A 13,317-nucleotide genomic window follows, 5' to 3' on the forward strand; every position below is an offset into this window, starting at 1 on the left:
CTCAGACCATTTTATTGATTTCCCCGTCAATCAGATGTATCGTCCGGTCGGTGAGCTGCGCCAGTCCTTCATCATGGGTTACGATAACAAACGTTTGTCCGAAACGGTTACGTAAATCAAAAAAGAGCTGGTGCAGTTCTTCCTTATTATGGGTATCCAAGCTGCCGGAAGGTTCATCTGCCAGCACCACTGCTGGATGATTGATGAGAGCACGGGCCACCGCCACACGCTGCTTCTCACCTCCCGACAACTCATTCGGCTTGTGGGAGGCCCGTTCGGCAAGCCCCATGAATTCAAGAATTTCCGTAGCCGCCTCCTTGGCTTCCTGCTGTCCTCTTCCGGCAATGAAGGCTGGTATCATTACATTCTCCAAAGCCGTAAACTCCGGCAGCAGTTGATGGAACTGGAACACAAAGCCGATATGGCGGTTGCGGAATGCGGAAAGTTCCTTCTCCCTCATACGGTTGACTTGTGTACCGTCAATAACCACCGAACCGCCATCCGGCATATCCAACGTACCCATGATTTGCAGCAAGGTAGTTTTACCCGCTCCACTGGGGCCTACAATGCTGACAATCTCCCCTTTCTCTATCTCCAGGTCAATACCCCGCAACACTTGCAGGTTACCGAAACTCTTCGTTATATTCTCTAAATGAATCACTAGGCTATTTACAATTTGACAATTTACTATTTACTATTTGATAGTTTTCTTTCAAGTGCTATTACTATAGTCTTTTAATTACATATTCGGCCAAATAGCAGCCAAAAACTGCGGGCATGTAGCTCACTGTTCCACAGGTGGACTTCTTGTTCATCTCGTCGTCCGTCAGCAAAACGGCATTCGGATCAGCCTGTTCGGTGCTGAAAACAACTGGAAGTTTCCGCTTTATGCCCATTTTTTGCAGACGCTTACGCACAGCCTTGCTCAACCCGCAATGATAGGTATCCCAGATATCGGCAAAGCGCACTTGCGAAATGTCACTCTTTGCTCCTGCCCCCATGCTGGACACTATCTTGATATGCCGCTTCATGCTTTCCGCTATCAAGTGGCATTTTGGAGCAAGCGTATCGATGGCATCCACCACAAAGTCATAAGCCGCATCATCCAGCAGTTCCGGTATGTTCTCATCTTTCAAGAATACGGGCAACACTCTCAGTTCCAGAGCCGGATTAATGTCCCTGAAACGTGATGCCAATATCTCCGCCTTCTTTTGCCCCAGGGTAGAATGCAGAGCCGGCAACTGACGGTTTATATTCGTAGGCTGCACGGTATCGGCATCGACAATCGTCATCCGCCCCACTCCGGCACGGCATATCATCTCGGCCGCATAAGCACCTACACCACCCAGTCCTACGACAAGTACATGTGCCCGGCGCAGGCGTTCCATTTTTTCATCTCCTAATAAAAGTTGCGTTCGTTGTTGCCAATCTTCCATTTTCACCACAGATTACACGGATTTACACAGATTTTTGTCAATTATCAATTGCCAATCGTCAATTCTTCTTGAACCATTTATAGAACCATTTGCCTACCTTCTCGTAGTGCTGCGACTCGTTGTTGCCACGCGGGTTGGAGAAGGATACCGCATCCTGCGGCTCGCCCAGTTGGTCGGGATAGAGTACTATCAGGCTGTTATTTGCAAAGTACTTGCTGATTTGTGCCGGTAGCTTCTCGAAGGAGCTGTCATAGGAGATGGAGCCGCGGCGGGCGCTGATGATGACCAGCAGATGGTCGAAATTCACTTGTCCGGTCAGTATCAGCAGGTCTCCCCAGTCGTCCAGGCGGGAAAAGTCTGTCAATGTCTGTCCATATTTGGCTTTCACCAGCCCTTGAAGATGGGCGGTAGTCTCTTCATTGGCATAAAAATGCACCCGACAGCCCAAAGTACTCCCCAACCGGCAGAAATGTTCCACCCACTTCAGGAATCCCGCCTCATACTCGGCTTTCGGAGGTACCGCCACAATCACCCGCCTAATTGTGTTAATGGGCATCAGGAACTTGGAAACCATCACCTCGCGATGCAAGCCCTTCAGCAGATTCTCCGTCAGCATACCGAAGAATGAATCCACAATATTGACTTTACGATGCAGACCTATAATGACATCCGTTGCCGCATATTCTTTTGCTGTATGGATAATGCCCGAAGCGATATTCAAGTCGTAACGCGTGATTTGCCTCAACGGCACATCTGCCGAGGCCGTTATCATGGCAGCCTTTTCCAGATAGCGTTTCCCACGCAATTCGGCACTTTCAGAACTGCTATCGTCGTTGATGACATTCAGTGCCAACAGATTATCCCGTTGTTTCGGGTCGCGTATCACCAAAGAAAGATTTATCAGGTCTTCAATCGTATCGGGGTTGGCTATCGGAATCAATATCTTCTCCGCTTCCACGGAGCGGTTTTCTTCCAGATGCGCCTCCTCCATGGCAATCTTCCGTGCGGCACGCTCCGTAATGAACGAGCTCACAATGCAAGTTACAAGAATCAGCAGGACGGTACCATTCAAAACATCATCGTTCAGCAAGCGTTCCCCATTGGGCAGAATGATGTTGTACCCCACCAACACAGCCGCCAGCGTTGCCGCTGCTTGTGCATTGCTCAATCCGTACATCAGCTCCCGTTCAATCCCTCCCATCTTATATATTTTCTGCGTCAGCCAGCAGGCAATCCATTTACCTGCCAATGCCACCACAATCATTACAGCCGCTACTTTCAGAGCATCGCCATGACCGAAAATCACGTGCACATCAATCAGCATACCCACACCTATCAGGAAATAGGGAATAAACAAGGCGTTGCCCACAAACTCCAGATGGTTCATCAACGGAGAGACATGCGGAATCAGCCGGTTCAAAACCAAACCTGCAAGGAAAGCACCCAGGATACCTTCCATCCCCACAAACTCCATCAATCCGGCTCCGAGGAAAACCATGGCAAGCACAAATATGAACTGCATCACGTTGTCATCGTACCTCCGGAAGAACCAACGGCCTATGCGTGGAAACAGATATACAATCAAAATACCCAGGAAGATAACCTTTATGACAAGCCATACCCAGAAGAAGCCGTCCGACTCCCCCTTGAACATACCACCCACAACGGCCAGGACCAGCAAAGTGAGTGTATCCGTAACCGCCGTCCCCCCCACTGCAATACTCACACTGCGATGCCGCGACACACCGTAACGAATCACGATGGGATAGGCCACCAGTGTATGCGATGCATACATACTTGCCAGTAGGACAGAGGTCAGTACCCCGTACTTCAACAAAGCTATATTCGTTACCAAGCCTATGCCTATGGGCACAATAAAAGCCAAGAGCCCCAGAACAAGCGCTTTGCCCCGGTTCTGTTTGAAGTCCCCCATATTCATTTCCAGACCGGCAAGGAACATGATGTAATACAAACCCACTTTGCCGAAAAGCTCAAAACTGCTGTCACGCACCAAGATATTGAAACCATGCTCCCCAATGACAAGCCCCGCCAGTATCATTCCGATAATGTGCGGAATACGAAGCTTATTCAACAATATGGGAGCAAACAATATAATGAGGAGTACAAGGAGGAATATCCATGTAGGGTCGGTGATGGGAAGTTTCAAGCTGAAGTCAAACCAATCCATAGGCTATAAGTTTTAGGTTTTGAATGCAAAATAACGAAAAACTTTTCACTTTATGCGGTGTTATACAGCATTTTGTTATAAATTTGCGACCAATTCTATCTTTTTAGAGATAGTATTTCACTTTTTTATAAACTTAATTTAAAACAAAAGAAAAATGAAAGTAGCTATTGTTGGAGCAAGCGGAGCCGTGGGACAAGAGTTCCTGCGAGTGCTCGATGAAAGAAATTTCCCGTTGGACGAGTTAGTATTGTTCGGTTCTAAACGCAGTGCCGGAACCAAATATACCTTCCGCGGTAAACAGATCGAGGTGAAACTCTTGCAACACAATGATGACTTTAAAGGGGTTGATATCGCTTTCACTTCCGCAGGCGCAGGCACCTCCAAAGAATTTGCCGAAACCATTACCAAGTACGGAGCAGTGATGATTGACAATTCCAGCGCTTACCGTATGGACGACAATGTACCTTTGGTAGTGCCCGAAGTGAATGCCGCCGACGCCAAAGAACGTCCTCTCGGCATCATCGCCAACCCCAACTGTACTACTATCCAAATGGTAGTGGCACTGAAAGCCATCGAACAGCTTTCCCATATAAAGACCGTACACGTTTCTACCTATCAGGCTGCCAGTGGTGCCGGCGCCGCTGCCATGGATGAGTTGTACGAGCAGTACCGCCAGGTATTGGCAGGCGAACCCGTAACCGTTGAGAAATTCGCTTACCAGCTGGCATTCAACCTCATTCCGCAAATCGACGTATTCACCGAAAACGGCTATACCAAAGAGGAGATGAAGATGTTCAACGAGACCCGTAAGATTATGCACTCTGACGTAAAAGTCAGTGCTACCTGCGTACGTGTTCCCGCTCTCCGCTCCCACTCCGAAAGCATCTGGGTAGAAACCGAGCGTCCCATCTCCATCGAAGAAGCCCGCGAAGCATTTGCCAAAGGCGACGGACTGGTGTTGATGGACAACCCGGCAGAAAAGGAATACCCCATGCCGTTGTTCCTCGCGGGCAAAGACCCGGTTTACGTAGGCCGTATCCGCAAGGACCTCAGCAACGAAAACGGATTGACGTTCTGGATTGTGGGCGACCAGATTAAGAAAGGCGCTGCACTGAATGCCGTGCAGATTGCAGAATACCTGATTAAGGAAAAGGCACTGTAAGTTCGAGGATTACCACATAAAATTATTTGAGGGTACTGAAAGTATAAATTATTCATATTTTCAGTACCCTCAAAAATTTCTCACTACTTGAGCAATCTCCGTCTATAATTTCACAAGGCTCATCATGGGAGCGGATTCATTATGTAAACGGTCAAGAGCTGTCACTACATAACGATATTCCGTTTCCCCATCTTTATAAGGCAATCTATAAAAGTTGTCGCATACGATGGATACAATATTTAAAGGATCATCAAGATCTATTTTTTCATTGGAAGTAAAACGATAAACCACATATTGCACAGCGCGATCCATTTCACTCTTATACTTCGGCTCATGCCACTGAAGCATATATTCACCGTTCACCCACAAAGCTGTGAGTTTGCGCACTTTTCCCGGTGCTTGGTTATCTATAAAAGTAAACACGGGTGGCAATGCAGGATACTTATGATACTCCCGTTTCAAACGTTCACGATACCCAGCTGTATCTGCCAGTAAAGTAAAAGCCGACCATTGACAACTACCTCCTATCTCGGGAAAAGAACGCTGTAACATCATCTTACACCCCAGCTGACTAAAGGCCGGATTATTGGGGTCAACATTTCGTACTGAATTTTCCACCGATTGCCCTATGAACAAAGGACGCTCTTCTGCATGTCTCGCCCACCATTCTACGAGTTCTTTATAATCTGCCCGCGGATGCCCTATTTCCCAGTAAAGCTGAGGAATATTATAATCCACCCAACCCTCACGAAGCCATAAAAGCACATCAGCATACAAATCATCATAGTTTTGAAGACTACCCGTCCTACTACCGAGTGGATCAGTAGTAGCATTCCGATAAATGGCAAACGGAGAGATACCAAACTTCACCCACGGTTTAATCTCCCGTATAGTTTTATGTACTTTTTCAATCAGCAAATTTACATTATTACGCCTCCAATCTCCTTTATCGGTAAAATTCTCACCATAACGAATAAAGCTCTCATTATCTGGGAAATCTTGTCCCTTAATCGGATAAGGATAAAAATAATCATCCATGTGGATAGCATCTATATCATAACGCCTCACAATATCACCCACAACCCTACATATATGCTCGCGACTTTCAGGCAACGCTGGATCAAAAAAAAGTTGGTCACCGTAAACAACAAACCACTCTGGATGCCGATTATAGATGTGTGTAGATGCCAATTCATCATCCAACTTATTCTTTACCCGATAAGGATTAATCCAGGCATGAAACTCCATAGCCCTCCGATGACATTCCTCGATCATAAAGCGCATAGGATCCCATTCCGGTTCCGGCTTTTTCCCTTGCTCCCCAGTGAGGAAACGGCTCCATGGCTCTAACTCCGAAGAATAAAATGTATCCGCTTCCGGGCGAACCTGAAAAATAACAGCATTCATGCCAACCTGCCGCAGAGAATCCAACATAACAAGCAAAGTATCCTGCAACTGCCTCGTAGGCATATCACGAAAATGCCCATGTACTGTTTGTATCCATGCTGCCCTAAATTCACGCTTAGGATGTAAAGATGAGGAAAGTGACTGCGCTTGTATGGATAAAACGAAAAGACAAACGCCCCCAAATAAAAGGATCCTTTTTAATCGCATTTCTGACTATTTTTTTATAATTAGAACAAAAGGGTGTACCTCAAATGAAGACACACCCTCGTTTATTCAACAATTAAAATAACTTTGTCACCAACCTGGATTCTGAGTCAATACCTGACCTTTATTCTCATAAATAGTCAACTGTGCAGCCGGTATGGCACGCAAATAGTAGCGTTCCGAATTCAATTCACCAGCCTTGAATATACGAAGTTCCTTTTCACGAAGATAATAAATATACCCTTTTTCAGTATCCTCATTACCCGGATTCTCTGGGTCGAACAGATAGAGCACTCTCTTGCCGGAATCATCTTTTGAAGATATTTCCGGATAATCGGCCATATTGACATAAGCACCTAGGAAAGACATGGCAGGATAACCATTTGCATCTTCTGAGTTTAAGTATTCAAACTTGGCCCAACGACGGAGGTCTTCACCACGACGGCCTTCCATAATCAACTCAATACGACGCTCACGACGGATTTCCCACAAAACCGGATTGACATCAGGGTCACGGGCAGGGTCATTGATAACAACTCCATTCACACTCAAGTTGCCGCCATTCAGTTGAACTTTCGGCATTGTCTTGGCTTCAGTATCTCCCCACTTCGTCAGCTGACGGTCACGGAGTTCATTGATAGACTTGTCAAGGTCACTCTGAGTGAAAGCGTTACCACCCACTTGGGCAATCTCATAACGCGCCTCTACATAGTTCAGCAATACTTCCGCATAGCGGATGCACGGCGCATCAGCCGGACTTAATCTACCGGTACAATAATCCAGACCAGCCACCCACCACTCGTCGTTCAAGAACTTTTTGGTAGGATATCCCGTTGGTGATGTACCTTCGGTATAATTTGTCCCCATGGCGCTCATGATACGAAGACTGTCGGCAACTGTTTGATACAAACGCGGGTCACGGTCTTGAAATGACTTCTGAATACTCGGGTCTTCCTTACCTTGATACAGCGGAGACTGACCTATCGGCAAACCGTCACTACAAAGATAAGTGTTGATTACATCTTGCGTCACACCACCCTGAGTCTGATCTTCCGGACCATTGTAGGACATCAAAGCATTACACTGCAAACCGCTTGTATATTCACGATACCAGATGACTTCCGGATTGTTAGCCAAATCGTCCGTAGTAAACAAAGCATTATAGGTATTGCCTATTGAATAGATACCAGAGTTCATCACTACCTCTGCACCATTAATGGCTCCTTGCAGCAAGTTCTTAATATCACCATCCGCCACCTTCTCTGAAGTAGGACCTACAGTAGTACCGTGATACTTCAGCCATGTGGCATGATACAGCATTTCGCGTGACATATACGCACCAACCACATATTTGTTGACTTGGCGCTTCGTATCATCCGTACGTACATTATCCAATGCATATTGAAAATCCTCTTGTATCTTCTGCGCTACATACAAATAAGAATCACGGTCTTTATAAAGAGCCGGGTCTGCCGGGTCTGTCACCTTATCGTAGTAAGGAACACCGCCATAATACTTTGCCAGCGTACTATAGGCCATTGCACGGAAATAGCGTGCAATACCTTCCCAGTGTCTCTTGGCTTCGTCCGAAATATTCATTCCGGGAATCTTCTCAAGCATGACATTGGCTTTATAAATAACACTATAATTGCCCGACCAAGTTCCTGTCTGGCTATTCCAGTCCGTAGTGGCAGAAGTGGAGAAATAAATATATCCTGAACCGTTTGTATTTGCATTATTCAGATTGATAAAATCATCCGTATAGTCATCTCCAGAGAAATAACCGGCAAAAACAGTATAGTCGGTACCATATCCTGTAAAGTAGGAAGAATAGAAGTCTTGCGCATAAGTACGCAAAGAAGTTTCAGTCTGCCAATAAGTGTCATTGGTCTGCTTGTCCTGCGGGTCTTTATTCAAAAAATCGTCGCAACCGCAGAGCGAGCCCATTGCCAACGCACAAACGATGTATAATAAATTTTTCTTTTTCATAACTGCAATTACTATTAGATTATAAACTAAGCTGAATACCGAACGACACTGTCTTCTGGTATGGATAGCTACGGCCAAAGTTACGCTGGTCACTCTTACCACTGGCCGTACGTATTCCTATTTCCGGATCGATAGCAGGTTTCACACCGTCGATGGTGAAAAGGTTTTCACCAGTGAAATAAACACGCAAACCTTGCACTTTGAATTTACTCAACCAAACCTTAGGAAGAGAATATCCTACAGTAAACGTCTTCAGACGCAGATAAGCCATATTCAGCAAATAGCGGTCATTCACGCTATAGTTACCCGAAGCAGACTGCTTGTAATCCATCGGACGGGGATAGAAAGCATCTGTGTTTTCGGGAGTCCAATAATCCTCAGCACCTTTGTAGAAGGGTTCACCGGTAGTAAAGCCTGGTAATACCTGGTTACCTGCCGCCCAAAGTTTTCTTTTGGCTACCCCCTGGAAGAACATGCTTATATCAAAGCCTTTCCAAGCAGCATCCAGATTCAAACCAAACTGTAAACGCGGCAGGGCGTTACCTATAACACTAAGGTCACCCTTGTCATTTGTATTGGTCTGTTTTACGATTTCACCGTTGTTGTCGAGGTCTTTATAAAGCACATCACCGGGAGCAAATTGATAACCGGCAGGGAATACTTTAGTCTGGTCGGGCAAACCGGCTTTCAAAGAACCGTCAGCATTAAAGTCATCTTCCGTCAAGAAACGGTCGAACTGCAAGCCCCAGATATCTCCCAAAACCATACCTTCTTTATAAGCACTCTTATCCCACCAGCCGGTAGCTCCATAAGAAGGAATCTTTGTATTATACGTCCACTTGGTTACTTCAGTCTTGTCATCGGCAACAGAAGCCGTCACGCCAAAGTGCAGACCATTCTTGAAGGTATGGCGATAGTCAATGGCAAGTTCCCATCCTTTGGTCTGGATAGTACCCATATTTTCATATGGAGCGTCAGCACCCAATGTGGCAGGTAGGTTGGCAGTAGTCAAAATATCACTGGTAGTACGGTTATACCAATCAAACGTTACTCCCAAAGCGTCATTGAAGAAACGGGCATCCAAGCCAAGGTCAAGTGTAGTAACCTTCTCCCAAGTAAGGGTTGAAGACACAATAGTCGGTTTTTGTGTTGACTGTACTTTCTTTCCATCGATAATCCAACTGTCTACAGAAGTGGACAGAGTGGAGATATAACGGTCGGTACCTACATCCTGGTTACCAATCATACCCCAAGAGCCGCGAATCTTCAACGTACTCAGATAAGGCTTCAGTGACTGCATGAACGGTTCTTCAGAAATACGGTAACCGGCAGACATGGATGGGAAGAAACCGAAACGATTCCCAGAGGGGAAACGGGAGGAACCGTCATAACGGCCGTTCAGTTCCAACATATATCGGTCTTTATAAGAATAATTAAGACGTCCGAAGAAGCCTGCTACAGACCACCAAGTATGCGAGGAGCTTGTAGTCTGGTCACCTGTAGCCAGATTCAATTCCGGTTTTGCGGGGTCGAGCAGACCTTTGCGTTGCGCCCAGTAATATTCATATTCGCTCTTTTCAAGGCTGGAACCTGCCATTGCCTTAAAATCATGATCTCCCCAGCGTTTGGCATAAGTTGCCACGAAATTGGCTGTCAGATTCTCCGTGCGTCCGGTTTCCTGATATACATAATCATAAGTAGCAGCAGATAGATAACTGCCATAAGAATCACGTAATGCCTCAACAGACGGACGGGCAGTGAAGATTTCATAACCACTGGTCAAGCTCGGTGTACCATACTTCTTATAGCGATTTTCCACGCTGCTATAAGCAACATCTATATCCAGTGTTAAATCTTTGATAGGCTTGATAGTTGCACCACCTGTCAAACGCAGATACTCACGTTCTTTTGTGGTAATAGGAGCACTTTTCTGTTCGGTCAAGGCGTTACGGAACTCCTTGCCTTCAAAAGTACCGTAAGGCATCATCGGCTGCCAACGATACAGATAGTACATCGGGTCGTAAAGATCAGTATTATAGTTGAATGGCTTGTCGTAGTCAGAACGGGTGAACATGACACCTGTACGGATAGACACATATTTGTTTAATTCAGAGTTCAAAGAGATATTGGCATTGTAACGCTTATAGTTGTCCGAATTGACTTTCATCATACCATCCTGGCTCAGATATCCCAAAGCGATATTGTAATTAGTCTTTCCGTTGCCACCGTTGATAGAAAGGCTATGGTTCTGCTGCGGAGCCCAGTCCTTGATGTATTCATCATACCAGTCCCAAGTACGGATAAAGAACATACCGCCATCGCGGAACTCAAAGTCACGACCCAATTCCATCTCACGACCAAACTGGTCACCATAGCCATATTTGTCCCAGTAATCCTTCATTTTCTGCACATGTGTAGCATCCACACGCATATTACCCACTACGTTATAAAATGCGGTAGACCCCTTAGTCTGATTGATTACACCTTGCAAGTTAATATCAGCCTGCTGCCATCCCGGAAGTTGTTCGGGTGTCTTGGTCGGCGTACGCCATGCAAAGTTATTGGTATATTTTACAGAGAGACGTTCATGTTTACTTCTTGATTTTGTGGTAATCAGCAATACGCCAAATGCACCACGGGCACCGTAAATAGAAGCAGAAGCGGCGTCTTTCAATACAGAAATACTTTCAATATCGTCCGGATTCACCATAGAAATATCCGTTACTTCCACATTATCTACCAGAATCAACGGTTTGGAGTCACCATTCGGAGAACCGATACTACCACGAATCTTGATAGTAGGCGCACCACCTATCTCACCGGAGTTAGTAGTAATGGTCAATCCCGGTACCGCCCCCTGCAAGGCACGGCCTATATCCGTGATAGGACGGCTATCAATTGTTTTGTTCACATCCACGGAAGCCACCGCACCGGTCAGGTTCACCTTTTTCTGTGCACCATAACCTACTACGACAACTTCATCCAACAATTCCGTATCATCTTTCAAAACAACCTTCATTACCGAAGTTGCCTTGACTTCTTGAGTAGTATATCCCACAAATGATACTTGCAGAATAGCACCGGGCTTTACATTTAATTTGGAAACTCCATCCAAATCCGTAATACCACCATTGGTCGTACCTTTCTCAATGACATTGGCGCCAATAATAGGTTCACCTTTTGTATCTACAACTGTGACAGTCACAGAGATAGATTGCATCTGTTCTTGTACTCCTTGTGAGTCGTTGGATGCTGTTTGGGCAGCCATCACGTTGCCACTGCCTAAAAACAGAGCACAGATTGCCACCGCCGTAAAGAACTTACCATTGGCAAGTCCTCGTTTTTTGCGATCTTCATTCATAAGTGATTGATGATTTTGTTAATTAAACCAGTTTTTCAAAATTAGGGTAAGGGAATCATATAGTTCGGATTAGTCAGACTATTTCCGAAGGCTTCTTTAATTTCTCATAGGCGTTTTCTTTATTTAAAGGTTCACATTTTTATATTATCTCTCTTTTTTCTATTTATTTACCAAGTCCAGATGGAACTTAGTTATATATTATACAAGGTTAAAATCTTGTTAATTACTTAACTCTATTGGTTGTTTTAAGAGATAAAAAACTCGTTATTAACAAAGGTGAGAAATGATTCATTCATTTCGTCCTAACAAAGATACATTATTATTTAATATCAAGAACATTCCTTTGCATTTATTTAACTTTATATTTATACATTTGCAAAAAGGAAGTTATACACCTTATTATATAAAGAATTTAAGGTTCTTCTATATTTAAAGAATGGAATTCAATCAAGCCATTCATTGGTGTTTCTTCAATGATTTCCAGTTCGATGCCAAATTCACGGGCAACTTCCCGCAAAATGGCCGCGTAGCTGTAAGCCAATGAACCCACAAAACGAATAGGATAATTTTTGTAGTCATATTGGCAGACATTACGAGTAAAGAAATTTCTCAGATTACCGGTAATCAGCTCAAATACATAGTCATCATTGGTATAATCAGCCAAAAAATAAGATATAGTAGACAAAAAGCGATTGGGGAACGGGCGGTTATACACAGATTCCATAACCTCATTCGGACTTATACGGAACTTCTCAAAGAAATCCGCCGTTACATCTTTAGGAGCCAAACCTTTCAGTACATCAGACAAAAACATTTTGCCCAATACAGCACCACTACCCTCATCCCCCAGAATGTAACCTCCTGCCCGGACATTCTTTACAACGATTTTCCCATCATAAAAACATGAGTTTGAGCCGGTTCCCAAAATACAAGCAATGCCGGCCTCGCATTTGAACAAGCCACGTGCAGCTGCCAGCAAATCACTCTCTACCTGAATTGGAGTTTTGAATTGTGCTACCAATGAAGCTCCCAATACATTTTTCTTTTCATAAGAAGTACATCCGGCACCATAATAATAGACTTGTTCCAATTTCCTTTTGAAAAAATGCTCGGGTAATCCTAACCGCACACTTCGGCTAATCTCTCTTCTCGTTTGAAAGAAAGGATTTAAGCCCTCTGTGAAGGCTCGCTGTATCAGACGATTATCTTCAACCAGCGCCCATTCTGTTCTCGTAGAACCACTTTCTGCAATTAGTTTCATAGGTAGTTAGTTTTAGAATTGAATACAAATATATAGCTTTTTTTAATCTTTCCAAGGCTATTTCAAGAAAAAATCATTTTACTGGCCATACATCTCCCTTTTGCTCATATCCTCAATCATCCAACAAAGTATTCCCACTTTTCCAACGCAACCGCGTTTTAGTCAAAACAAGACGATAACAGACTAACAATAAGATACTATCTGACTGAATTCCAAGTTCCATCTGAACTTAGCAAACAAATAGGAAAACAAGAGATAATATAAAGTTATGAACCTTTAAAAAGAGAAAATGCCTATGGAAAAAGAAAC

8 protein-coding genes are annotated in these 13,317 nt (G+C 44.6%); 1 reads left to right on the forward strand and 7 read right to left on the reverse strand.

Annotated elements, in window-relative coordinates:
• Position 1 precedes the first annotated feature (1 nt).
• The 3 genes from DXD65_RS08810 to DXD65_RS08820 all read right to left on the reverse strand — a co-directional run bounded on the left by DXD65_RS08810 (position 2) and on the right by DXD65_RS08820 (position 3,624).
• The gene (locus DXD65_RS08810) at positions 2-661 is read right to left on the reverse strand and encodes an ABC transporter ATP-binding protein (RefSeq protein WP_008662818.1); all 660 of its coding nucleotides are present in this window, start codon (positions 659-661) and stop codon (positions 2-4) included.
• Positions 662-725: 64 nt separating this feature from the next.
• On the reverse strand, positions 726-1,436 hold the full coding sequence (locus tag DXD65_RS08815; protein WP_005834703.1) for a ThiF family adenylyltransferase: 711 nt from the start codon (positions 1,434-1,436) through the stop codon (positions 726-728).
• Positions 1,437-1,494: 58 nt separating this feature from the next.
• Positions 1,495-3,624 (reverse strand): cation:proton antiporter, encoded by a 2,130-nt coding sequence (locus DXD65_RS08820; RefSeq protein ID WP_022401080.1) that lies wholly within the window; start codon positions 3,622-3,624, stop codon positions 1,495-1,497.
• 154 nt (positions 3,625-3,778) lie between these two features.
• Between DXD65_RS08820 and DXD65_RS08825 the strand changes: the two genes are divergently transcribed.
• Positions 3,779-4,786 (forward strand): aspartate-semialdehyde dehydrogenase, encoded by a 1,008-nt coding sequence (locus DXD65_RS08825; RefSeq protein WP_009037764.1) that lies wholly within the window; start codon positions 3,779-3,781, stop codon positions 4,784-4,786.
• 102 nt (positions 4,787-4,888) lie between these two features.
• On the opposite strand, the gene DXD65_RS08830 is transcribed toward DXD65_RS08825, so the two are convergent.
• The 4 genes from DXD65_RS08830 to DXD65_RS08845 form a co-directional block, all read right to left on the reverse strand.
• Entirely contained in the window at positions 4,889-6,400 is a 1,512-nt protein-coding gene (locus DXD65_RS08830; protein WP_057097740.1) for a glycoside hydrolase family 10 protein, read from the reverse strand.
• Between the two features lie 87 nt (positions 6,401-6,487).
• Positions 6,488-8,386 carry a RagB/SusD family nutrient uptake outer membrane protein gene (locus tag DXD65_RS08835; RefSeq protein WP_005834695.1) on the reverse strand — a complete coding sequence of 633 codons (1,899 nt, stop codon included), beginning with the start codon at positions 8,384-8,386 and terminating at the stop codon, positions 6,488-6,490.
• A 19-nt stretch (positions 8,387-8,405) separates the two neighbouring features.
• A complete protein-coding gene (locus tag DXD65_RS08840; RefSeq protein WP_008662812.1) occupies positions 8,406-11,747 on the reverse strand; it encodes a SusC/RagA family TonB-linked outer membrane protein in 3,342 nt (1,113 codons plus the stop codon).
• Between the two features lie 412 nt (positions 11,748-12,159).
• Positions 12,160-13,008: a hypothetical protein gene (locus tag DXD65_RS08845; protein ID WP_008662810.1), complete on the reverse strand. Its 849-nt coding sequence runs from the start codon at positions 13,006-13,008 to the stop codon at positions 12,160-12,162.
• Positions 13,009-13,317 lie beyond the last annotated feature (309 nt).

Origin of the sequence: Bacteroides sp. 4_1_36 (assembly GCF_003466325.1) — a bacterium.
In the GTDB taxonomy this organism is placed as follows: domain Bacteria; phylum Bacteroidota; class Bacteroidia; order Bacteroidales; family Bacteroidaceae; genus Bacteroides; species Bacteroides uniformis.